Below are 22,690 nucleotides of genomic sequence, written 5' to 3'. Positions count from 1 at the left end.
AAACCTACTTCATCAACCCAAGCTGAGAGAATATGCGTACTGCCGGTTTTCTTCTTCGAGCCTCTGAGGCGTTTGCCGTCAATGGCGATATGTTTACCTTCCAAGTCGCTAATCAGCTCTTTACCATAAACTTGAAGACAAGCATAGAGAGACTGAGGCTCAATACGTTGGAGCACTCTTTCGAAAGTGTCTACGCTCGGACAACCATTATGCAACACAACCAGTGGGCGAAGCGATTCTCCACGCTCTAAGCAAAGTTCATGCATGGACTCATAATCCTCGCCTCCACACAGATAACTCGCAAGTGCTATAACTAGAATATCGCTTAACTTATGCTTGCAACGACCCACTACACGTGGATCTTCTACCTTAGAAAAATAATCTTATACATCCATAACCCGAAGATAGCTCTATTTTGATGCGGGTGCCCTGATATTGTGAGGAGAGTGAAGTTCCATTTGAATTATTTCTTATATTTGCGGAGTCGGTGCCGACAAAAAGATGAATGTGTTTTTTCTTCGCTTTCGGCACAAAGACAAACTAAAAGAGAAAAGACAGAGAATAGAAGTAGCAGAAGTCTATGGCTTCTACCGCTTCGTCCAACAAGTATAACTTAACAAAAAACAAACGAAAAATGAAAAAAGCATTACTTATTGGTGCTGCTCTTTTGGGTGCAGTCAGTTTTGCTAGTGCTCAGTCTTTGAGCGCAATCAAAGTACAGAACAATTCAGTACAGCAACCTCGCGAAGAAGCCACTATCCAAGTTTGTGGAGATCTGCCCGCAGAAATTCCTACCGTTGGAACACAGCAAGCAGGACTCATGGCTGTTGCAGCCAAATTTGACAGTGATGATCTTGAAAACTACGTTGGATGGGAAATCAAAAGCGTTGATTTCTTCCCCGGACATGAAGGTTGTAAGTACACTTCTGCTGTATGGGCTGATGATATGACTATTTTGGGCGAATCAGTAGAAAGTGATCCGGTAATGCAGCAGATCAACAATCTTGCTCTTAAGACAGGTGTAAAGATTGAAGCCGGCAAGACTTACACGATCGGCTACAAGGCTAACACCGATGGTGGATTTCCTCTCGGTTGCGATGAGGGTCCTGCAATTGACGGTTATGGAGATTTGATTTCTCTCTCAGAAGACGGAGAAACTTTACCACCGTTCGTATCTCTTCATCAAGAAGTTCCTTCCTTAAATTACAACTTCTATATCGTTGTTCATTTGAGCAAGGGTGAAGGTGTTGAGGCTGTTCTCACCAACGACAAGGCTAATGCTTATGTTCAGAATGGCGTTATCTATGTAGCGGGAGCTAATGGTCGTCAAGTATCTCTGTTCGACATGAACGGTAAGGTTGTTTACACCGGCGTTAGCGAAACGATTGCAGCTCCTCAGAAGGGTATGTATATTCTCCGTGTAGGTACTAAGAGCATCAAGCTGGCTATCTAATTTGAGTACCCTTATATCTGATAGGCATGACCCTTTTCAGGTATAACTATCGTAAAAACACAGCGAATCGAAATTCGCTGTGTTTTTCTTTTTTATTCGTGACGCCTTCAAGTGGGATAAACACCTAATCAGCCATAAAAAGCGAGAAAGAAAATAGACCAGAAGCTGATTCCGAAGCGGAGTACGTTTTATTTTTCCAGTCCTGCAGCAACGGAGTCAAAGCCGACTTAGTTTTCTGTATGGGTAGGCTCAATGGTGTTTTGGCTAATGCATAGTACAACTTACCTGGTCGTCCCTTAAAAACGCCCTTTAAGCCAGATGCAATTATCAAATGGTTTCTCACTTATTATTTTGATCATGAGCCAAAGAGCTTTCATGGCTCTTTTGAAATTATAGGCAGCTGCAGCCAGTAGGATGTTGATAGCATCCCCTATCAATCCCTTGTAAAAGTTGCAGACTAAACGATGATCTGATTTCAAGTGTCCAATGGTTGGTTCAATGCCTGCTCGCTTGCAGAATAATTTTATTGCTGTCCGCTAAACTTTTGAGATGATACTCAATAGATCTTGCAATCCTAGTAAATAAGTTGGATTTCGTCAGATTTCGTTTTAGTAAGCCCCCAACCAAAAAGATTTGGTTCTTGTGGGGCTTCTTTTGGTTCAAACATTGCCTCCCAATCGCTCTCGGGATGTTCAAACAAGCTATAAAAGTCCACATAATACATCAGTACAATACGCATTAAGGTCGCCAGCCCCGAAAACACCAAGACCTTTTGGCCTGTCGCTTCATGACCATCAAAAGCCGGTTTGCAATGAGCGTGACCCAAATCTGAATTTGGATAACATTGGCACTCTCCCCATAGAAGTGCTTCAACGGGAAATTCTGCTTAATTTGCTTCAAAAGGAGTTCAATAGCCCAACGCTTGTGGTAGATATCAATGATGCCTCGTGGATTTAGATCAAAATCGTTAGTCAGTAGACTAATCAACTTCTTCTTGTTCACATCCGGATAGCTAACAATCCTTGCTCAATACTCAATCGGCTCTTCTCCTTCGACCTTTTTAGTCAACACAATGTTTCGTATACGCACCTGCATCAGCCCTTCCGGCGTTTGAATCATCTCCATATTTTTCAAAGGTCTCCCGAAAGACATAAAAATATCCCTCAAAGCCTAAAGCCGGTGGCTTAATCAACCGCAAACCGAAAAGAAAAGAGGCTGCGCCAAAAATGAATTTTGACACAGCCCCTTTTTCTTTTTTTCTCCGAGAGCGTTTTATTTGATTCTCAAAGCTTTACCCGGAGTCAAAACCTTGTTTTGGCTGATGCCGTTAGTCGCACAGAGCTTCTTTACGGAAGTACCATGTCGTTTGGCTATTTTCTCCAATGTGTCGCCCTTTTTGATTCTGTAGGTCATTGGAGAAGATGCTCGTCTGTCTCGCTTGCCTTTCTTGGCGTAGCGCGAAGGTGCCGGAGAGGCTTTGGCGTAACGAGAGTTGGTTCCTCGTTTGAATGTGTAGACGTCTCTGAGGGGTACTCCATTGCCGAAGTCGATAATGGTGCTCGGATTGATGGGGATACCCATAAAACGAGTCTCGAAATGGAGATGAGGTCCTGTGCTACGTCCTGTGCTGCCACCTAATCCGATCGGTTGTCCTGCACGAACGATCTGGTTTTCCTCCACCAATTGGCGGCTCATGTGTCCATACACTGTCTCCAGACCATTCGGATGACGCAGGACTACGTAGTAGCCGTATCCACGACCTTCGTAGCTGCGTACACGAACTTTCCCGTCGAAGGCTGCTCGTATCGTGTCGCCACGATTCACTGAAAGATCAATACCATAATGCATCCGCCCGAAACGCCGGCGGTAGCCAAATTCAGAGGTGACCTGCTTATCTTCGACGGGCATCACGAACGAAGAGCAGTCAATGTCGTAGGAGTCCGGAATTTCGACATCGGTTCGTGCGCCCACAAAGGGGTTCACATACTCGCTCCAAGAATCTTCACCATATAAATCTATGGCGGGGTAATTAAGGGCTTCCATCGCCAGCCGACTTTCGTATTCGGCATTCCTTACCTCTTTTTCAGAAGAAATCTTGTTGCGGAACTCGAGTCGATCGGCAACCATGTTGCCCAAGTAGCGTACAGAGTCCGAAGGCTTTGTACGTTCGGTCTTTGCTTTGCTTTTCACTTGGTTATTGCGCACATTTCGGACCGGGGTCACAGCCTGGGTTGCAGAAATGAAGCACAGCGAACAGCAAAGCAGAAGGATCGATTTTTTCGACATATTTCTGTTCCTGTTTTAAAATAAGATTAGGCAGTCGGCTCTACGCTGAAAGGTCATGGGAAAGAGCGCTCCCGAGTCTGCCGCTGAAAAAAATTTGCCTCAAAGGTGTAATAAAAAATCCGAATAACCATGCTTTTCGTTAGGCTTTTTCTCTTTTTGCACACATTTCGCATCCGTGTGCAGGGTTTTGGCTCGCTTTAGGACATGATCGTTTGTGTGCTTGATCATGGCCATCTCCCGTTAGTCAAAAAGGTGCTTCAAAGTCTGTAGAAAAAGAGGATGCAAATCCGATCCTTAGTGGGCATTGGATCTTCTGACATCCTCTTTTTATTTATATGATCCCCTCCGGCAGGAAAAGGCTGTAGCTTCAGCTGCGAGGCGCGCAGTCCCTTTGGGGAAGATTATTTTATTCTCCGATAAATAGTTTGGCCGTGCGATCTGGTCCGTTGCTGATCAGGTAAAAACCGAGACGCATACCGCAGGAGATGGTCATCGACCCCGATGTGGCCATCGTTTCAAATGCCAGACGTCCATTCATGCCATATACACGGATTGCTTGTCCTACGATCAGATTCTCCAAATGGAGCATGCCGTCAGAGTAGCGCGCTGCAAGGCGGGAGGGAGCAGCCTCTACTGAGTTCAAGGACGTTGCCGTTCCTTCATACTCCACCCATGCCGATCCGTTCCAAGCCATTACATCCTATTTTTTAGCTTTTGCACGAGCTACATGATCCGGGGTCATGATATTGCCTTCGGATGCAGATAGTACTGCTGCAAAGAGTGCGCCGGGAGATTGTAGTGTCATTTGAGGCAGAGATTCTTCACGATCTCTTCCGTTTCGGCCTCTTTGATATTGTTCTTGGCTACGGAGATGAAATAGAGTTCGGGCTTATTGCTTATATCGAGTTTGGATATCTTGTTGTCCTGACAGGAAATCACGATCAGCTTGTCCATGCCGGTCACGTTCAGTTCGGTCAGCTTATTCGAACTGCATTCGATGTAGTTGAGTTCATGGTTTTTAGTGCTTGCAATCCCCGAAATGACCAGCTTGGGGGCTGTGGAGCGGCCCGTATTGTCCGATAGGGTAGCTTGGGCATGGGGTGGGGTGGGGGGCGTTCGTGGCTGATAGCTTTGGCAATTACGAACCTAAAATGCTCCGATTCCGGCGCGTGTTTTCTGAAAAAGTGGCGCGAGAAAAATTTCGTTTTGGCGCGAGATTTTTTTCATTCCCGCGCCAAAAGAAAAAAGTTTACGCGCCACGTTTTTCGGATCGGGAAACCCAAAAGAAATCAGCCGTAAATCACGGTAACGCAAAAACCTTGTAGGGCCTTTCCTCCCAACGAACTGCCCGCTTCTGCTCATGATGAGAGCCGAGGGGAAGAGCTCCCCGATAAACAAGGAAAGAGGTGCAACCTGATCTTACAGCCATTCGGATACCTTCGGGGAAATGCGTCGAAGGCTGATCGGACTGTGCCGGCTCCTCAAATCGGTTGGGACAGTATTGAAGAAAAAGGATTATTTTCGCGAGGTAAAACGTAGGAATACAATAAGATTCACACATCAAGATAGCATGGCACAACAGGAAGATCTCTTCAAAAAAATAGTCTCACACTGCAAAGAATACGGCTTCGTCTTTCCCTCTTCCGAGATATACGACGGTCTGGCTGCTGTGTACGACTATGCACAATACGGTTCTGAACTGAAGAACAACATCAAACGCTATTGGTGGGAAAGCATGACCCTGCTGCATGACAATGTGGTAGGTATCGACTCCGCCATCTTCATGCATCCTTCGATCTGGAAGGCTTCCGGACACGTGGATGCGTTCAATGATCCACTCATAGATAATAAGGACTCCAAGAAGCGTTATCGTGCGGATGTCCTCGTGGAAGATCATTTGGCCAAAATAGACGAAAAAATAGCGAAGGAGGTAGCCAAGGCAGCCAAACGCTTCGGCGATGCATTCGACGAGGCTCAATTCCGTGCCACCAACGCCCGTGTGATCGAATATCAGCAGAAGCGAGATCAGATACACGAACGCTTTGCTGCTGCACTGAACGACAACAATCTGGAGGAAATCCGTCAGATTATCCTCGACTGCGAGATCGTCTGTCCGATCAGCGGCACGCGCAACTGGACAGAGGTACGCCAGTTCAACCTGATGTTTGCCACGGAGATGGGTTCCACGGCCGATGGTGCCATGAAGGTATATCTCCGTCCCGAAACGGCTCAGGGTATATTCGTCAATTTTCTGAACGTACAGAAGACGGGACGAATGAAGATCCCTTTCGGAATTTGTCAGATAGGCAAGGCTTTCCGCAATGAGATCGTAGCCCGTCAGTTCATCTTCCGGATGCGCGAGTTCGAACAAATGGAGATGCAGTTCTTCGTCCGACCGGGTGAAGAGCTGCAGTGGTTCGAGAAGTGGAAAAAACTCCGTATGCAGTGGCACCGTGCCCTCGGCTTCGGAGACGACAAATACCGTTTCCACGATCATGACAAGCTGGCACACTATGCCAATGCTGCCACCGATATTGAGTTCGAGATGCCGTTCGGCTTCAAAGAAGTGGAAGGGATCCATAGTCGGACAGACTTCGACCTCTCTCGCCATGAAGAGTTCAGCGGCAAGAAACTGCAGTATTTCGATCCCGAATTGAACAAGAGCTACGTGCCGTATGTAGTGGAAACCTCCATCGGACTGGATCGAATGTTCCTGACGATTCTCTTCGGATCGTATTGCGAAGAGGAGACTTCCAACGGCGAGATGCGCGTAGTGCTGAAGTTGCCCGCAGCGTTGGCCCCCGTGAAGCTGGCCGTACTGCCTCTGGTTCGCAAGGATGGTCTTGATACGAAGGCTCGGGAGATTGTCCACGACCTCCGTTTCGACTTCGCCTGCCAATACGATGAGAAGGACTCTATCGGCAAACGCTACCGCCGTCAGGATGCCATCGGTACTCCTTTCTGTATCACGGTGGATCACCAATCGCTCGAAGACAATACCGTGACTATCCGCTATCGTGACACGATGGAGCAGGAGCGCGTGGAGATCAGCCGTTTGAATGCTATTATCTCGGAATATGTAAGCCTCAAGAGCTTGCTCAAAAAGATAGACCTATGAAAACGAAAAAGAATATCATCATGGTGGCCCTTGGGCTGATGCTGGTAAACGTCCTCCTTGTTTTCTCCTCGTGCGAGAAAAGGCCGAATGAGGAAAAACAGCGTCGCCACGACAACGAAGTGGCCTTCAACGCCTATGCAGACAGCACCAACTTCAAGAAAGCATCTGTCGATGGTTCGACCGCATACGTTTACATGCGCTGGATAACAAACGGTACGGGCACAGAGCATCCGATCGCTACCTCCCGTGTGGAGGTCCACTATCAAACGTACCGTTTGGTAGGGAATATCATGGTGGACGGAAACTATAACTCCGAAAAGCCGGCGCGTATCACACTTTACAGAAATGAGAAGGATAAGGCGATTACCGGCTTCCGCATTGCTTTGCAGAATATGGTCATCGGAGACGAGTGCGAGTTCATTGTCCCCTGGTATCTGGCCTATGGAGAAACGGGAGTGCCTGCATCGGGCGCAAATCTCATAGCCATCCCTTCCTATTCCGCACTTCGCTTTATCGTGAAGCTTAGTGGCATTATTCCTGAAGAAGAAGACAAAAAATGAAAGCCGAGCCGATTGAAATTTTAGTTTCGAATGACGATGGTTTTCGAGCACAAGGCGTCCGCGAGCTGGCAGAGGCCCTGCGCTCATTGGGGAATGTCACGATCGTAGCTCCCGACGGGCCACGATCCGGAGCTTCGGCTGCCATTACCTCCACTCTGCCCATCAAGCTCAAGCTTCGGCACAGAGAGGAAGGCTATACCGTGTATAGTTGTACGGGAACGCCGGCGGACTGCGTGAAGCTGGCGATGAATACGGTATTCAAGGAGCGCAAGCCCGATCTGCTGGTTACGGGGGTCAATCACGGCAACAATGCCGGCATCTGCGTAATCTATTCCGGCACGGTGGGTGCTGCAATGGAAGGATGTGTATGCGATGTACCGGCTCTGGCCGTTTCGCTCGACGACCATAGCGAGATCTGCGATATGAGTCATGCCACGGCCTATGCCGTGCTTGTCAGTCGTATGATCCTGAAGAATGGCTTGCCTCAGGACACGATGCTAAGCATGAATGTTCCGAAGGGAAAACCTTTGGGGCTAAAGCCTTGCGCCGTCACGGACGGTCGCTTTGTCGACGAATACATGGCGTCCGAAGATGCACGCGGCAATGCCGTCTATTGGATGACGGGACGTCAGATCAACAAAGGAACCATAGAGGGCGATTTGGAGCTGATGCGTGCGGGCTACGTTACGCTATCTCCCATCAAGTTGAACATGACTTCCAGACGTTATCTGCCTGTTTTGGAAGAGCTTCTCAAGGAGCTTGACTGATCTCTTCTCCCCCTTTCCCTGATTTTCCCTATTGCCTATGCGCTATTTCATCGTAGCCGGCGAAGCCTCGGGCGACCTGCATGGATCCAATCTGGTTCGTGCCTTGAAAGAGCACGATCCGGAGGCTGTATTTGCTTTCATGGGAGGGGATTTTCTGTCCGAGGCGACCGGGGAGCAGCCAATCTTTCATTACAGGGAAGTAGCCTTCATGGGCTTCATTCCGGTACTCACCCACCTCGGCGTCATTCGGCGCGCAGGAGAGCATGTGCAGGAGCAGATGCGAGCTTTTAACCCCGACGTTGTCATCGCAGTAGACTACCCGGGCTTCAATATGCGCTACGTGCTTCCGTTTGTACGCGAAGAGCTTGGCAAGCCGATCGTCTATTACATCTCGCCCAAGGTCTGGGCATGGAAATCCTGGCGGATCAAGACGTTGAAGAAATACGTCGATCTCATGCTCTGCATCTTGCCTTTCGAGAAAGATTTTTTTGCCCGACACGATTTTCCTGTCGTCTATGTAGGCAATCCGTGCTACGATGCCGTGAAGCAGCACATGCGGCCAACGATCGAAGAGCAGGAGCATTCAGTCAAGGATTCTCGTCAAGTAGCTCTTCTCTGTGGGAGTCGCTTGCTCGAAGTCAAGGAGAATTTGCCCGTGATGCTACGGGTGATGAAGCAATTCCCCGACTACCGACCTGTCATAGCCGGTGCGCCCGGACTGACGATGCAAGACTACGTCCCGTTCTTGCCCGACGACTCTGTTCCCGTTGTATTCGGACATACGTATGAAATACTGCGAGAGAGCAAAGCAGCCCTCGTAACCTCCGGAACGGCTACGCTCGAAACCGCCCTGATCGGTACGCCGCAGGTCGTATGCTATTATATCCGAGGAGGCCGACTGACCAATCTGATTTTCAAGTATTGCTTTAGTACACCTTTCATCTCGCTGACCAACCTCATTGCCGGCAGGGCTGTAGTGCCCGAGCTTTTCGGAGCCTTGTTCACGGAGAAAAGGTTGGCCGCAAGCCTCTCTCCGCTCCTTGATACTTCCTCCGCAGAGCGACAAGCGCAGTTGTCCGGATACGACTGCATCCGCAAAAGCATCGGCACGGACAATGCGTCGGACAAGGCTGCCCGTTGCATAATAGCTCGCTTTGCCAAAGATAACGCCCGACCATCCTCCTTATGAGCATTCATATCTGTCAGCCTGTCTCTCCCAAAGAAAAGCCAAATGGCTTCCTGAACAACAGCCGACCGACCACGGCTCTGTCCGGATTGCCCGAACTCCATACGATAGGACAAGGAGCTGATTTGGAAATCTGGACCAAAGACAGCCATGCTTTGCTCTTCCTGCTCAAAGGAGAGCCGGCCGTATTCGTTGGGCGAGAATCCGGCAATTCGCAATTATCGGGAGATAATGTCGTTCTCTTAGCTGCCAATCTGCGTATAAGACTTAGAGCCGAAAAAGGACCGGTTACGCTCATCTGCTTTTATTTCCACCCCACACTCCATTTATGCCTCGGCATTTGTCCCTCCTCGGGCAATAAGAAAGAATGCCGGAGACGAACTGAGATCGTTCACATCTCCTCCTTGCAACGAGAGACAATGGTGAACTCGTGGCTCCACTCTGTGATGGGATATTTATCAGAAATGCCCACTTCGTCCGAGATATTCGAGCTGAAACTGCGCGAACTCTTCTGCATCTTGCGCTCACGCTACGAGAAGGCGCTCTTAGACAACTTTCTCTCCTCATTCCACTGTCAGAACAAGGGGTTTCGCGCTTTCGTATTCCGACACCATTTGGAGTGCCGATCGGTAGAAGAGCTTGCAGCCAAAATGAATCTGTCGCTCAGTTCTTTCAAGCGTCACTTCAATCAGGAATTCGGCTGTCCGCCACTCAAATGGATGCACGAAGAGCGAGCCAAGCATATCTACTCGGACTTGGCCGATCCGTCTCTGTCTCTCAAGGAAATAGCGGACAAGAACCTCTTCTCCTCCGTGAGTTACCTCTGTGCTTTCTGCCGCAAGATGCTCGGCAATACACCCCTGCAACTCCGCAAAGCAATCGGACGACAGTCCAAATAAGCTCCCCTCCTTCTCCTCTATTTAAGATTAAGAGCAAGCAGAATCATCTGCTTTTTCTTCCCTCCTTGTCTCCGTGGTTCTTTCTATTCCGGTGCGGGAATTGACCGGAATGCGGTTCGTGTTTTCTGAAAAAGTGGCGCGAGAATTTTTCCGTTCCTATAACAAAGCAAAAAAGTTCCCATGCCACGTTTTTAGGCGTCACAAATACGAAAATTTTGGACTGTGACGTGTACTGAAAAGCATTGTGCCGAGCCTCTTCCGTGGACTGCATGGGAGAGGATTTCGGCACAATGTCGTTTGTGGGGCAGGAAAGGGATGCGCTCCTTCTATTGTACTATTGTTACTTCGCTTTGACAGTAAAGGTAATAGAAACTAGGGCTGCCGTCGTCTTCCTTCAATGGCCCATCCAAATAATCTGTATCAATGTAAATGCTGATGAAGCCCTCTTGATATCTGATAAACTCATCTGTTCCATCTCATGAAGATAATTCCAAGGATAGGAGCAAGCCGAAAAAGGCCAATGGAATCGATTTGATGGTCGTTTTTTTTTGTTTGTTCAAGGCTTCTCAGGTGCAAAACAACAAGACAAGTTCGATCCGCCTATTCGTGATACAGGCATTGTGCAATCCGCATAGGGTGGCTACGGACAGGTATACCACCCTTTCGTAGGATTGCTGCACCGGAGATTGATAATACTTGGTTGGGAGTGTTCGGTATCCTTTTTGGGACTGCCGATGCTCCCAACCTCTTTATATGGGACTATTGCCGGAGTCGTATGGGTTGGAGGGGGTGCCGGATAGAAGAGCGCATCAATGATTGGATCGCTTTTTTGTTAATTCTCGGTTCTTTCCATAGATGATATTTTTCTGACCACAGTACACGTCACAGACACATCGATCCGAACCAAAAACACACGAATTTTGGTTTGGGTTTTCTGAGAAAATGGAACGAGATTTTTTTCGTTGTGGCGTGAGAATTTTTTGCTTTCCGCTCCAAAACCAAAAAGTTCCCACGCCACGTTTTTAGGAGTGTCAAATGGAAAAATTTTGGAGCGTAACGTGTGCTAAAAAACGTTGTGCCGAGTGATGGCACAACTTCGGTCGAGGAGTTGTATAGAGTAGCAATAGTGGGGAGAGACCCGATTTCGACGCATACGTTTTTCTTGCGTTAAATGTCTGTAAATGTCAGATAGTAAGTGTGTTGATGGGAGCAGAAACGGACGTTTCTGGTCTCCTGCATCGTGCAGGGAGCAAGAAACAGCCTACAATCGCGTCCTGCACAGTGCAGGAAGCAAGAAGCGGCCTACAATCATTCCTTAAATCTCTGCGTGCGCTGTCGCCATGGCCGAATGGGTGGTTCAGTGATCGGGATAGATGAAAAACACGTTTCTTACCGTAAATCGGACGGTGGATGAAAAGGATTCATGCAAAAAGCCAATCGGCCGTCCCCCCTATCGGCATGAAAAAAGACCCTGCACAGAAGTACAGGGTCTCGTCAATATATATTCGGAAATCCGTTTCGGTCATAATGTATTGTAGAAGACGGCACTGTGCCTCAGGCCTGTATGAGACTCTTGCCACTGTATGATGTATAGACCTCGCTGTAGGGCAGAGATATTGATCTCGCTCTCTCCTCTTTTCAGGTTACCCCTCAGCATCTGAAGGCCGTTCGCATTCAGAATTTGGTACGTAAGACCTGAATGTTCTTTGTCAAAGCGTATGTATTCCGGATTGACACTGAAAGGCGTTGATTCACCGGACAAAGTGCTCAAACTGTTCGGAATGCCATAAGCATCGCAAGGACGTTCCTCCCAGAAAGGAGCTTTGTATTGGAAGTCATCACTGAAAAAGCATCGGAGTAGCGGTTTTGGATTGATATGATCCACAATAATTCCATAAGGAAGGGGTTTTTCATATTGGGCATTGAGCTCTAAAATGCCCAAATCTTGGATTACTTCGACAAGTTTACCTTGCTCCGGCCACGGGCCTTCCGCAAAATAATAATTCAGGCGATAAACTTGTCGAACCAAATTGCGCCCATCGACGTTGATTGTGGATTTTTCAATGACCGTTGTCGTCCCGTGAGAAAAGCCCTCGACGGTTGTACCTTGGTTGACGGGAAGGGGTACAACGTCGCCAACCTCTGCTGCGAGATCATAGAGTAGTCGCAAGCCATCAGACTCTACAACATAGGCCTTACCCCCTTTTCTATATAGGTAAAAAGGCTCCATCGGGGTCTCAAGACCTGTCCAATCTTTATGAACCACTTGTATCTCTTGAGCTTGGTATTCGCCTATTTGGATATTCTTCTCGACACGATGGCGGATATACCCGAAATACGAAGGCGAGTCCATACTCGTTTTTTCACTTCTGTGGTAATACCACGTAGTCCCAAGAGGATAAAGCAAGATCGGATCATCCTGCTTATCGCTGTTTTTCTGCCCAAAAAGGACGCATGCGCCGAGGAAAAAAACGCTCATTGCCAATAAGCCTCTTCTGTAAAAATTGTTTTTCATACTGCAATCATTTATTTTCACAAATTCGGAGTCATTGATATCAAAAACGGCTAAGATACATATTTATCAGGGTGCATATTCCCCTCGCACAAGTGCAATAGGAGGGAGATGCAAAGGCAAGATGCGAGAAGCTCGACACATGAATAAGCGGCTCTGCTCGGGACGGACATATCTCTCATACGTGCCGCTTCCCCTTGCAGAGCCGCTTGGTGGAAATGAAAAATGCGTTGCTTTCCTATACGATATTAGTTTCGATAAGAATGTAAAAAGTCTGTCAATTCTTTTTTGATGCCGTTTTTATCAAACGGATTGCCGAAGTTTTTCTTGATCATTTTATTTTCCACAAAGAAAACTCGCGGAAAAATCTCTTCGAAAGCATCCATATTTTTTATTCCCAAAGCTTGTCCGCATGCGGTGGAATCGATTCCACAGAGAATTTGATTCGAGAAATTGACGAAGCCGAATGTGGGGAACAGCGGACTTTGGATATAGTTTTTTATAGCCTGATGCTGATCCGAGAATAAAAACAAAACGTTCAGCGATGTTTCTCTTCGAATCTTCTCAGCTAACCCACTGATAGTGCGAAATGACTCGGTACAATGTCCGCATGTCACACTCGAATAAAACCAGAGGGAAGGCTTTATTCCCACTGTGTCGGGAGCTACCCATTCGCCTGTATATGCTTCGAGCAAAGAAGATTCGGTCTTATCTCCATCTGTCAGGAATTGACCATCGGATGTTACGACAATCGCACTTTCGGAGTTCTCGATCTTGCCCGCAAGGGTCAATAGCTTTAGGCTTATTCCCACGGATTCTTCATTGCTAAAGTGCTTTTTGATTACCTCCGAGTCCCAAGATTGGAGTTTACCATCTTGATCGAAAATTAGACTCTTCTCGAAAGCCATACGCTCTCTCTGCTCCAAAGCAGATAGTTCGGGGAGATTCTTTTTGACAAATTCTTCTGCCATCTTTTCTTCCTCATTATTCGAAGAAGAACAACCGAATGATAGAAAGATCAAAAGAAGAGCTGCTATCAGCTTTTGATGACAGTGTTGTAGTGAATACATCATTTTTGATTTTTAGATTGAAACAAACGTAATCAAAAAATAAGTAAATCGAAAAGTCTCAATAGATATACCCATTCATAGTGATTTATAGCATGGCATATACCTGAGTCTTTTTCTCTTTTTCTCGGGTGTGTTTTCCGGATTGTACGAAAGAATGCCTACATTTGCCCCCGACAGACCGCTACGGGGGTGCTTGCCGACAAGAATTGCGATACAGGCAGGCTGAGATAATACCCATAGACCTGATCCGGATAATACCGGCGGAGGGATGTAGAATCGAATACACACTATGCGTGCCAGCAGCTTCGGGAGAAGCACCCCATTGTGGACGGTCAGCCACATGCGAAAGAACAGATATTATCCCTCAAAAGCACGCAAATGCAAGTTACTATCAACAACCAACCGATCACATGCCTCGAAGGTATGGGACTGGCTGCTCTCTTGGAAGCCGAGCGGATCCAAGTGGAGCGCACGGCCATAGCCGTAAACGGAGAAGTCGTACCCCGTGCCTCGTGGCCGGACTTCCGTCTGTCCGAAGGCGATGAGATCCTGATCATCCAGGCCACCTATGGGGGCTGACCGACGTACCTTCAGCTTCAAGGCGATAGTCTCAAAACAGTAAAAACCCCAAACCCATTACCTCATTGATATGAAAGAATTCAAAGTGACGACCGGCCCTCTGCCCGGCAGTGAGAAAATCTATGTCGAAGGAGAGCGTTTCCCCTTCCTGCGCGTACCGATGCGGCGCATCCGAATGTCCGACACCATATTGGAGAACGGCGAACGTGAGAAAAACGAAGATGTAGTCGTGTACGATACCAGTGGCCCCTATACCGATACCTCCTATGAGGTGAATCTGCACCGAGGAGTACCGAAGATACGCGAGCAGTGGATAGAGGATCGGGGCGATACGGTGCGGCTCGAAGGACTCAGCTCCGAATACGGACGGATGAGGCAGTCGGACACTTCGCTCGAAGAGCTGCGCTACGAGCATGTGTGCACGCGTCCCCGTGCCGCCAAGGACGGCTGCGCCACGCAGCTCTACTACGCCCGTCAGGGGATCGTGACGTCGGAGATGGAGTTCGTGGCCATCCGCGAAAATCAGTTGATCGATCAGGTCAGGACGCGCTATCGTGCCGAGGAGGGCGAGCCGCTCGGAGCTGCTATCCCACGCAAGATCACGCCCGAATTTGTACGCGACGAGATTGCCGCCGGACGGGCTATCATTCCGGCCAATATCAATCATCCGGAGAGTGAGCCGATGATCATCGGGCGCAATTTCCTCGTCAAGATCAATGCGAACATAGGCAATTCGCCCATCAGCAGTACCATCGAGGAAGAGGTGGAAAAGGCTGTCTGGGCCATACGCTGGGGTGCCGATACGGTCATGGATCTCTCCACGGGGGATCATATCCATGAGACGCGCGAGTGGATCATCCGCAATTCGCCCGTGCCCATCGGCACCGTACCCCTCTACCAGACGCTGGAGAAGGTGCAGGGCGATGTGACGAAGCTCAACTGGGAGATATTCCGCGATACGCTCATCGAGCAGGCCGAGCAGGGTGTGGACTACTTCACCATCCACGCCGGTCTGCGCTGGCACCACGTGCCTCTGACCTTGCGCCGCCTCACGGGGATCGTCTCCCGCGGCGGTTCTATCATCGCCAACTGGTGCACCACCCACAAGCGCGAAAGTTTCATCTACGAGCATTTCGAAGAGATCTGCCAAATCCTTGCGCGCTACGACGTAGCCATATCTCTCGGCGATGGCTTGCGCCCGGGCTGTATCCACGATGCCAACGATGCCGCACAGATAGCCGAGCTGAAGACGCTGGGAGAACTCACCGAGATTGCTTGGAAGTACAACGTGCAGACCATTATCGAAGGTCCGGGACACGTGCCCATGCACAAGATCCGCGAGAATATGGAGATTCAGCTCGAAGCCTGCCACGGCGCACCCTTCTACACCCTCGGCCCGCTCGTCAGCGATGTGGCGGCCGGCTACGACCATATCACATCGGCCATCGGCGCGGCACAGATCGGATGGTTCGGGACGGCCATGCTCTGCTATGTGACGCAAAAGGAGCACTTGGGTCTGCCCAACCGCGAAGATGTACGTGAAGGTGTAGTAACCTACAAACTGGCTGCCCATGCCGCCGACTTGGCCAAAGGACACCCCACGGCGTACTGGCGCGACTATATGATGAGCAAGGCGCGGTTCGAATTCCGCTGGAAGGATCAGTTCCACCTCTCGCTCGATCCGGAGAAAGCGATCCAATTCCACGATGCCACGCTGCCGGACGAAGGCCACAAGGAGGCGCATTTCTGCTCCATGTGTGGCGAACATTTCTGTTCCATGCGTGCCAATAAGAACTTCCGCAAGTTGCTAAACGAAGAGCCAGTCTCCAAATGAAACCCTGGCTGATCACTCCCGAAAGGCTTACGAGCGAGCAAATCGGGCTGCTCGACCGCCTCTTTGACCGAGGCTTGGAGCGGCTGCACCTGCGCTTGCCCGGTGCCGGCGAAGAGGAGTATTCGCAGGTCATCGAAGCCGTGGCAGCCGGCTATCGCCGGAGAATAGTGGTGCACGATCATCCCCGGCTCATCGGCCGCTACGAGCTGTGCGGTTTGCATCTGCCCGAACGAATCTGGAAAGGCATGACCGATCGGCCACAGCTCCCTGACGGCTGCACGGTATCGGCTTCGTGCCACACGATAGAAGATATAGAGTCCTTCCCCTTTCGGCTCGACTACTGTTTCTTAAGTCCCGTGTTCGACAGTCTGTGCAAGGTGGGCTATGCAGGACAATTTTCCCCCGATTCGTTGGGCGATCGTCTGCGACGGATCCATCTGCCCGTGGTGGCACTGGGCGGCATTACGCCCGATCGTCTGCCGCGGCTCCGTAGAGCAGGCTTTGCCTCGGCAGCTGCACTCGGCTATGTGTGGTTGGCCGAAGGCCGGGAGTTGGTGCGCTGGCAGGAATTGTGTACGCCGGCCATCATCTGTGTCGGAGGAGTGGATCCCTCAGCCGGAGCCGGCATCACGGCTGACGTGCGGACGGCCGAAAACATGGGCGTGCGGGCTTATACCGTGGCCACGGCTATTACCTTTCAGGGAAGCGACAGCTATCGGGGGGAGCGATGGGTGGATTCGGCGGACATCATCCGGCAGATCGAATCTTTGTCGGCCGAGATGGAGCCTGCCGTCGCCAAGATCGGCCTGATCCGCGACTCGGACACCCTCTCTCTCGTAGTGGATTGTCTGAAAAAAGTTTTCCCCTCGATTCAGATCATATGGGATCCCGTACTCAGAGCTTCGGCCGACAGCTCCGCAGAACAAGCGGATCGTTTTAGTCTCGAAGACATAACGGCTTTGTCCCGAATAGACTTCATCACGCCGAATCTTCCCGAAGCTCGCCACCTTTTGGGCTGCGAACCGGACGATGAGGCCCTGCTCCACTTCCATCGAAGTAGCGGTGTCGGGCTCGTACTCAAAGGGGGGCATGCCGAAGAATCGGTCATAACGGATCGGATCGTCTACGATGGTCGATGCGAAGCTCTCCGGCTCTTACGCAGCGGTACGGAGAAGCATGGGACGGGTTGCGCCCACAGCACAGCTTTTGCAGCTGCTTTGGCTCTGGGACAAGAGCCTTTTACGGCTGCCGGGATGGCACAGCTATACGTCAGCCGACTACGTGAGAGTGCTTCGGGCTTGCTCGCTATGCACAAAGACCTGCCTGCCGATCCGGTCGTCCGGCTGATGAGCGAAATAGATTTGCAGTTCATCACGCACCGTCAGCCCGATCTGTCCGAACTCGAAGAAGCGGAGGCCGTCTGCCGTATGGGTGTGCGCTGGGTACAGCTTCGGATGAAGGAGGCTTCGGACGAAGAGATGCTTCGCACGGCTCATGCCGTCAAGGCCCTCTGTCGTCGCTATGGAGCACTCTTTGTCGTCAATGACCGTATCTCCATAGCTCGTCAGGTGGATGCCGACGGCGTACACTTGGGCAAAGAGGATATGGCGATAGCCGAAGCACGTCGCATCCTCGGCTCGAATAAGATCATCGGACGCACTTGCAACACGATGGAGGATGTGCGCCGAGCATACGCCGAAGGAACCGACTATGTGGGCATAGGCCCCTATCGCTATACGGAGACAAAGCAGCGTTTGGCTCCCGTCCTCGGACTCGAAGGCTACCGAGCCATTGCCTCCTGTATGCAGGCCGAGGGTATCCGACTGCCAGCTTTTGCCATCGGTGGTATAGAGGATGCGGACATTCCCCTCATTCGCGACTGTGGCATAGGAGGCATTGCCGTGAGCGGCAGCCTTATCAGGAAAATAAAAAAGAACTAATCGGATGATCTCCCTCCCGTATAGAACGATCATCTTTTGATAAACAGAAAAAAATCTAATGGAAACATTACAAATTGCCGGCAAAACATTTGAATCGCGCCTATTCGTCGGCACAGGTAAGTTTGCCTCCTCCGATCTGATGGAGGCTGCGGCCTTGGCATCGCAATCCCGTATGGTGACCGTTGCCCTGAAACGTGTGGAAATCGGCCGCGGCAACGAAGACGACATGATCAGTCGCATCGCCCGCCATCCGGAAATCACCCTTCTGCCCAATACTTCGGGCGTCCGCTCCGCCAAAGAAGCCATTCTGGCGGCCGAGCTTGCACGGGAAGCCCTCCAAACCAACTGGCTCAAGTTGGAGATACATCCCGATCCCCGCTATTTGCTTCCTGACCCCATCGAGACGCTTCGTGCCACAGAGGAGTTGGTACGTCGCGGCTTTATCGTTCTTCCGTACGTTCAGGCCGATCCCGTGCTGTGCAAGCATCTGGAAGAAGCCGGTGCGGCCACGGTAATGCCGCTGGGTGCTCCCATCGGCAGCAATCGCGGACTGAAGACTCGTGAGATGATCCGCATCATCATCGAACAGAGCCGTGTGCCGGTAGTCATAGATGCCGGTATCGGTGCTCCCAGCCAGGCCGCAGAAGCTATGGAGATGGGAGCTGATGCCGTTCTGGTGAATACGGCCATAGCCGTGGCGGAAGACCCCGTAAGCATGGCAACGGCTTTCCGCCTTGCCGTGGAAGCCGGCCGAATGGCTTTCGAAGCCAAGCTTGGCAGTGTCCGCTCCGAAGCCGAAGCCAGCTCGCCTTTTACCTCTTTCCTCAATCTGAAATAATTCCTGCGGAATATGACTTTCTATGATCACTTGCACGCCTCCCCCTATACTTGGGAGCGGGTGGGTAACCTCTTGGCCGATGCTACAGCTGCCGATGTGGAGCGTTCGTTGGCACACCGACGCCGCACGATCCAAGACTTTATCACACTTATTTCGCCTGCAGCCATCCCCTATCTGGAGCAGATGGCCCGGCAGGCGCATGCACTGACGGTAGAGCGATTCGGCCGCACGATGCAGCTCTATATCCCCCTCTACCTGTCGAATATCTGTAGCAATGCCTGTGTGTACTGCGGATTCAGCCGGTCGAACAAAATCCATCGTCGCCGACTCACTGCCGAAGAGGTGGATCGGGAAGCGGAAGCGATCCTTCGGATCGGATACAAACACCTCTTGCTCGTGTCGGGAGAGTCCGAGAAAGCCACTCCGGCCAGCTACTATGAGGAAATGACGCGGCGGCTGCGTCCGCTCTTCTCCCAACTCTCGCTCGAAGTTCAGCCCCTGACCACGGAAGAATATGCCCGTCTGCATGAAGCCGGTATCGGAGCCGTCTATGTGTATCAGGAGACATACAACGAGCGGGCATACCCCACCTATCACCCTGCCGGACGAAAGGCGGACTATCGCTATCGCTTGGAGACTCCTGACAGGATAGGCCGTGCCGATATGCAGAAGATCGGCATAGGGGCACTGCTGGGACTGGAGAATTGGCGTGTGGACTCCGTTTTCACGGCTCTACACCTGCGGTATCTGGAGCAGACGTATTGGAGGAGTAAGTTCTCCATCTCACTGCCGCGTCTGCGTCCTGCCACGGGCGGATGGGAGCCTAAAGATCCTATCGACGATGTCGGTATGGTACAGCTCATTACCGCCTTCCGCCTGTTGGATAAAGATGCCGAGATCAGCCTGTCCACACGGGAGAGCCGTGAGTTTCGAGACCACGTGATGCCGCTCGGTATTACTTCGGTCAGTGCCGGCAGCAAGACCGAACCGGGAGGATATGCCGAAGAGAATGCCGATCTGGAGCAATTCACCATCAACGATGCCCGCAGTCCGGCCGAAATGGCTGCCGATCTTCGCCGACTTGGCTACGAGCCCGTTTGGAAAGACTGGGATGCTTTCATGTAACAGAGTTCCTGCCACAACGAAGGGTTCTTTATAAGAGTAAAGGTTGCTCTCCAATCGAGGAAAGCAGCCTTTGTCCTTTTGTTTTTATTGTTTGAAATCCTTACAGGCGAATACCCAAGCCTACGTGGAAAGAGGTATTCTTCAGGGTAGCCTCCAAATTTTCAGTCTTCGGTTTAATGTCTTTTACGGTGTTGATCAAACCGAAGTCCGCACCGATAAGCAGATAAAAGTTCGAGTAACCAACCATGGCGGCAGCACCGAGACCGACATCGAAACGTTTGGCATTGATCATCTCGTTCAAACCTTCTTTATAAATATCGAAAGTCGTCTCTTGACCATCTTTCCTGATGGCAGTACCATCACCCTTGATAGCATAGGATAAATAAGGCCCTGCCTGTACAGCAACTGATACCAAGTTGAGCAGACTCAAGCGATAACCCAGATGAACCGGTATCTCGATGTAGTGCATTTGAGCTTTCAAAGAACTCAATCCCAGTGCAGCAGAACCAACTTCACCGAAATTCGTTTTCATCCCTTTGGAGTGGAAAGCAATGCCCGGATTAACATAAAGACCATAGCCGATCGGGGCTTCTATCCCACCGGAGAAACGGTAACCGACAATGCTTTTAGTGGCGAAATCAGCAACACTCTCCACCTTATAATCACCTGCACTGAAACCAACAGCAGCATCTGCCCTAAAGGCTATTCTCCCTTGTGCCGAAAGGGCACCGACAGTCGCCAAAATCATAGCGGCGATCAAGATCAATTTCTTCATTTTCATTTCTGTTTTATATTAGACTTCTTTGAATAATAACCATCCCAAATATACGGTTTTTCGATTACGGACATCTTTTTTCCTTTGAGACAAGGGCCTCTTCCCCCCCTCTCTTCGGGGAAGAAGAGAATAGAAAAGGAAGAAGCCAAAACCGAATAGTAGCAACTTACGGTTTTGGCTTCCTGATAATAGGGGATGAGGCTTGTTACTTTTGTGTCAGTTCGAGAGGTATAGGATGATTGTCTCCCTGCAATGCAAGCTTCATAGTCTTGTTTTTCCAGTCGACTACACCCGTAACATCTTCCGCTTCAGACAAATCGATGTCCTCAAAGGCCGGAAGCATCGGCTCTATGGAAATGATTTGGCTCTTGGACAGACGCAGCAGGACAGTCTTGGAGGAGGAATTGTACATATAAGGCATCTTCATCTTCATCTTGACTGTTATGCTCGGAGTAATCGTAACATCTACGTTCAGGTTCGTTTCTGTCTGGGAGAAAAAGTCGAGCTCCAATCTCAGTTTTGCCGATTCCGGTAGTTGAGCGTCAGAGTCGATCTCTCCATCCATCAATGCGTTGAGCAGATTGATTTCTGCTCCGCTCATCATTCTTTCCCATTGGGTCTTCTCGAGCGTTGTCGGATCGTCTTTCTTGCAAGACGAGAATGCCAGTGCGGACAAAAGAGCCAGCAACATGACTGTAAGTTTCATCATTTTCATATTTGTTCGTTTTTTGGTGAACGTGCCGGCAAATATAAGTCAAAATTCAATTTAGACTGTTCGGCTTTTCTCTTACCCTATTGGATGTCTATACCGGTACTTCCCATTCATTACTGGATTGTGGCATGGAACAATGTACCTCATCTCCTGTCCCTCGAAGACGCGTATAGCTTCTATTGCTTAATGATTTTGGAGGTAAATAATAAAAAAGCATGCAGAAATGCTTGGTCTCGGCATGCTTTCTTTCGTTTGGTAGCGAGACCCGGGATTGAACCGGGGACCTCATGATTATGAATCATGCGCTCTAACCAGCTGAGCTATCTCGCCATCGTCCTTGATTAAGACGGTGCAAAGGTAGACGTTTTTTTGACATGCGCAAGACATCCCCTCCCTTTTTTCAGGGCAATCGCATCAAAAATTTCGAGAAAATACAAGTTGCTAATTTTCAGATAATTGCATTTTGGAGGTTATACTCAAAGATAAAGAATACGCTCAAAAATATAACTGATAATCAGGCACTTACATTTTGATGCGGTTGCCCTGCTAATGACCGCCATTAGAAACTCATCCTAATGACAATTCTGGGATAAACTATATACCAACCCTTACAAAGCGATAAAAACGAAGTCGCCCGACCTCCTAAAAAGGAAGTCGGGCGACCGATTCGTACTCCGAGACAGTTACAGATTCATCTTAAAAGCTTCTCTGCAGAATGTCTCCGAGCTTAGAGAGCGTTTATTACTTGATAGCGAGTTTCTCTACGTAAGACTTGCCATCAACAACCACCATAACTGCATAGGAGCCGCCCTGAGCCGTGTAAACAACCGTGTTGCGACCCGCTGCCAGACGACGACCGTTCATGTCGTAGATCATGGCTTCGCCCTGGCAACTTACAGTGATCGTCTTGCCTACAACCGTAAGCGTGTAAGGCTTCTGAACCGTTACGTCTGCCAGAGAAGTGATATTCAACGTAGTTGTTTCGATAGCTGATTCCCCGTTCGGGTAAACAACCTTTACTCCATAAGTGTAAGAA

At 49.8% G+C, this 22,690-nt stretch carries 24 protein-coding genes, 1 tRNA gene, 4 pseudogenes and 1 riboswitch; of the genes and pseudogenes, 13 read left to right on the top strand and 16 right to left on the bottom strand.

What is annotated here, in order from left to right:
* Positions 1–350 (bottom strand): ISAs1 family transposase (locus F452_RS11690; RefSeq protein WP_244263776.1); only part of this gene is annotated, 350 nt, incomplete at its 3' end.
* 284 nt (positions 351–634) lie between these two features.
* Here F452_RS11690 and F452_RS0109480 point away from each other — a divergent pair.
* On the top strand, positions 635–1,453 hold the full coding sequence (locus tag F452_RS0109480; RefSeq protein ID WP_026292359.1) for a T9SS type A sorting domain-containing protein: 819 nt from the start codon (positions 635–637) through the stop codon (positions 1,451–1,453).
* 296 nt (positions 1,454–1,749) lie between these two features.
* Here the strand turns inward: F452_RS0109480 and F452_RS0109475 are convergent.
* The 7 genes and pseudogenes from F452_RS0109475 to F452_RS12930 all read right to left on the bottom strand — a co-directional run.
* Positions 1,750–1,977: pseudogene (locus F452_RS0109475) on the bottom strand (IS5/IS1182 family transposase); the annotation flags it as partial.
* 50 nt (positions 1,978–2,027) lie between these two features.
* Positions 2,028–2,279 carry a hypothetical protein gene (locus tag F452_RS12185; protein ID WP_152567432.1) on the bottom strand — a complete coding sequence of 84 codons (252 nt, stop codon included), beginning with the start codon at positions 2,277–2,279 and terminating at the stop codon, positions 2,028–2,030.
* Positions 2,192–2,455 carry a transposase gene (locus tag F452_RS11170; RefSeq protein ID WP_018965963.1) on the bottom strand — a complete coding sequence of 88 codons (264 nt, stop codon included), beginning with the start codon at positions 2,453–2,455 and terminating at the stop codon, positions 2,192–2,194. Before F452_RS11170 ends, F452_RS12185 begins: the two co-directional genes overlap by 88 nt.
* A gap of 270 nt (positions 2,456–2,725) precedes the next feature.
* Positions 2,726–3,739, bottom strand: a complete 1,014-nt coding sequence (locus tag F452_RS0109465) for a peptidoglycan DD-metalloendopeptidase family protein (RefSeq protein WP_018965961.1) — start codon at positions 3,737–3,739, stop codon at positions 2,726–2,728.
* A 406-nt stretch (positions 3,740–4,145) separates the two neighbouring features.
* A complete protein-coding gene (locus F452_RS0109455; protein ID WP_018965959.1) occupies positions 4,146–4,433 on the bottom strand; it encodes a hypothetical protein in 288 nt (95 codons plus the stop codon).
* A 107-nt stretch (positions 4,434–4,540) separates the two neighbouring features.
* On the bottom strand, positions 4,541–4,693 hold the full coding sequence (locus F452_RS12180; RefSeq protein WP_018965958.1) for a hypothetical protein: 153 nt from the start codon (positions 4,691–4,693) through the stop codon (positions 4,541–4,543).
* 20 nt (positions 4,694–4,713) lie between these two features.
* Positions 4,714–4,926: pseudogene (locus F452_RS12930) on the bottom strand (hypothetical protein); the annotation flags it as partial.
* Between F452_RS12930 and F452_RS13485 the strand changes: the two are divergent.
* The 6 genes from F452_RS13485 to F452_RS0109420 all read left to right on the top strand — a co-directional run bounded on the left by F452_RS13485 (position 4,835) and on the right by F452_RS0109420 (position 10,269).
* Positions 4,835–5,038, top strand: coding sequence for a DUF1661 domain-containing protein (locus F452_RS13485; protein ID WP_152566937.1), 204 nt, complete (start codon positions 4,835–4,837; stop codon positions 5,036–5,038). The pseudogene F452_RS12930 and the gene F452_RS13485 sit on opposite strands and share 92 nt — an antisense overlap.
* Positions 5,039–5,309: 271 nt before the next feature.
* Positions 5,310–6,857: a glycine--tRNA ligase gene (locus F452_RS0109440; protein WP_026292358.1), complete on the top strand. Its 1,548-nt coding sequence runs from the start codon at positions 5,310–5,312 to the stop codon at positions 6,855–6,857.
* On the top strand, positions 6,854–7,417 hold the full coding sequence (locus F452_RS0109435; RefSeq protein WP_018965955.1) for an FKBP-type peptidyl-prolyl cis-trans isomerase: 564 nt from the start codon (positions 6,854–6,856) through the stop codon (positions 7,415–7,417). Before F452_RS0109440 ends, F452_RS0109435 begins: the two co-directional genes overlap by 4 nt.
* A complete protein-coding gene (surE, locus tag F452_RS0109430; RefSeq protein WP_018965954.1) occupies positions 7,414–8,184 on the top strand; it encodes a 5'/3'-nucleotidase SurE in 771 nt (256 codons plus the stop codon). Before F452_RS0109435 ends, surE begins: the two co-directional genes overlap by 4 nt.
* A 37-nt stretch (positions 8,185–8,221) precedes the next feature.
* Positions 8,222–9,373, top strand: coding sequence for a lipid-A-disaccharide synthase (gene lpxB / locus F452_RS0109425; RefSeq protein ID WP_018965953.1), 1,152 nt, complete (start codon positions 8,222–8,224; stop codon positions 9,371–9,373).
* Positions 9,370–10,269 (top strand): helix-turn-helix domain-containing protein, encoded by a 900-nt coding sequence (locus tag F452_RS0109420; protein ID WP_018965952.1) that lies wholly within the window; start codon positions 9,370–9,372, stop codon positions 10,267–10,269. Before lpxB ends, F452_RS0109420 begins: the two co-directional genes overlap by 4 nt.
* 43 nt (positions 10,270–10,312) lie before the next feature.
* Here the strand turns inward: F452_RS0109420 and F452_RS13045 are convergent, their stop codons facing one another.
* The gene (locus F452_RS13045) at positions 10,313–10,540 is read right to left on the bottom strand and encodes a DUF1661 domain-containing protein (RefSeq protein WP_018965951.1); all 228 of its coding nucleotides are present in this window, start codon (positions 10,538–10,540) and stop codon (positions 10,313–10,315) included.
* A 611-nt stretch (positions 10,541–11,151) separates the two neighbouring features.
* The gene (locus tag F452_RS13480; protein ID WP_394358167.1) at positions 11,152–11,265 is read right to left on the bottom strand and encodes a DUF1661 domain-containing protein; all 114 of its coding nucleotides are present in this window, start codon (positions 11,263–11,265) and stop codon (positions 11,152–11,154) included.
* Between the two features lie 4 nt (positions 11,266–11,269).
* On the opposite strand from F452_RS13480, the pseudogene F452_RS13475 reads away from it, so the two are divergent.
* Positions 11,270–11,326, top strand: a pseudogene (locus F452_RS13475) (hypothetical protein); the annotation flags it as partial.
* A gap of 465 nt (positions 11,327–11,791) precedes the next feature.
* Here F452_RS13475 and F452_RS0109410 read toward each other — a convergent pair.
* Together F452_RS0109410 and F452_RS0109405 are read right to left on the bottom strand one after the other, a co-directional pair.
* Entirely contained in the window at positions 11,792–12,784 is a 993-nt protein-coding gene (locus F452_RS0109410) for a hypothetical protein (protein WP_235316839.1), read from the bottom strand.
* 245 nt (positions 12,785–13,029) lie between these two features.
* Positions 13,030–13,752 carry a hypothetical protein gene (locus F452_RS0109405; RefSeq protein ID WP_152567030.1) on the bottom strand — a complete coding sequence of 241 codons (723 nt, stop codon included), beginning with the start codon at positions 13,750–13,752 and terminating at the stop codon, positions 13,030–13,032.
* A 274-nt stretch (positions 13,753–14,026) separates the two neighbouring features.
* Positions 14,027–14,138, top strand: a riboswitch (TPP riboswitch).
* 91 nt (positions 14,139–14,229) lie between these two features.
* On the opposite strand from F452_RS0109405, the gene thiS reads away from it, so the two are divergent.
* The 5 genes from thiS (at position 14,230) to thiH (ending at position 20,167) form a co-directional block, all read left to right on the top strand.
* Positions 14,230–14,430 (top strand): sulfur carrier protein ThiS, encoded by a 201-nt coding sequence (gene thiS, locus F452_RS0109400; RefSeq protein ID WP_005873774.1) that lies wholly within the window; start codon positions 14,230–14,232, stop codon positions 14,428–14,430.
* 70 nt (positions 14,431–14,500) lie between these two features.
* Positions 14,501–16,264 (top strand): phosphomethylpyrimidine synthase ThiC, encoded by a 1,764-nt coding sequence (gene thiC, locus F452_RS0109395; RefSeq protein WP_018965947.1) that lies wholly within the window; start codon positions 14,501–14,503, stop codon positions 16,262–16,264.
* Entirely contained in the window at positions 16,261–18,204 is a 1,944-nt protein-coding gene (locus tag F452_RS0109390; RefSeq protein ID WP_018965946.1) for a thiamine phosphate synthase, read from the top strand. Before thiC ends, F452_RS0109390 begins: the two co-directional genes overlap by 4 nt.
* A gap of 58 nt (positions 18,205–18,262) precedes the next feature.
* Complete coding sequence (locus F452_RS0109385) at positions 18,263–19,042, top strand: thiazole synthase (RefSeq protein ID WP_018965945.1); 780 nt, start codon at positions 18,263–18,265, stop codon at positions 19,040–19,042.
* A gap of 12 nt (positions 19,043–19,054) precedes the next feature.
* Complete coding sequence (thiH, locus tag F452_RS0109380; protein WP_018965944.1) at positions 19,055–20,167, top strand: 2-iminoacetate synthase ThiH; 1,113 nt, start codon at positions 19,055–19,057, stop codon at positions 20,165–20,167.
* A gap of 100 nt (positions 20,168–20,267) precedes the next feature.
* Here the strand turns inward: thiH and F452_RS0109375 are convergent, their stop codons facing one another.
* The 4 genes and pseudogenes from F452_RS0109375 to F452_RS10930 all read right to left on the bottom strand — a co-directional run.
* Complete coding sequence (locus tag F452_RS0109375; protein ID WP_018965943.1) at positions 20,268–20,948, bottom strand: porin family protein; 681 nt, start codon at positions 20,946–20,948, stop codon at positions 20,268–20,270.
* Between the two features lie 199 nt (positions 20,949–21,147).
* Positions 21,148–21,651, bottom strand: coding sequence for a hypothetical protein (locus F452_RS0109370; protein WP_244263775.1), 504 nt, complete (start codon positions 21,649–21,651; stop codon positions 21,148–21,150).
* 256 nt (positions 21,652–21,907) lie between these two features.
* Positions 21,908–21,984, bottom strand: a tRNA-Met gene (locus F452_RS0109365).
* Between the two features lie 411 nt (positions 21,985–22,395).
* Positions 22,396–22,690, bottom strand: a pseudogene (locus F452_RS10930) (peptidase C25); the annotation flags it as partial.

It is taken from the genome of Porphyromonas gulae DSM 15663, from assembly GCF_000378065.1.
GTDB classification, from domain to species: Bacteria; Bacteroidota; Bacteroidia; order Bacteroidales; family Porphyromonadaceae; genus Porphyromonas; species Porphyromonas gulae.
The sequence above is the reverse complement of the archived record's forward strand: the minus strand, read 5'-3'. Positions and strand labels throughout refer to the sequence as shown.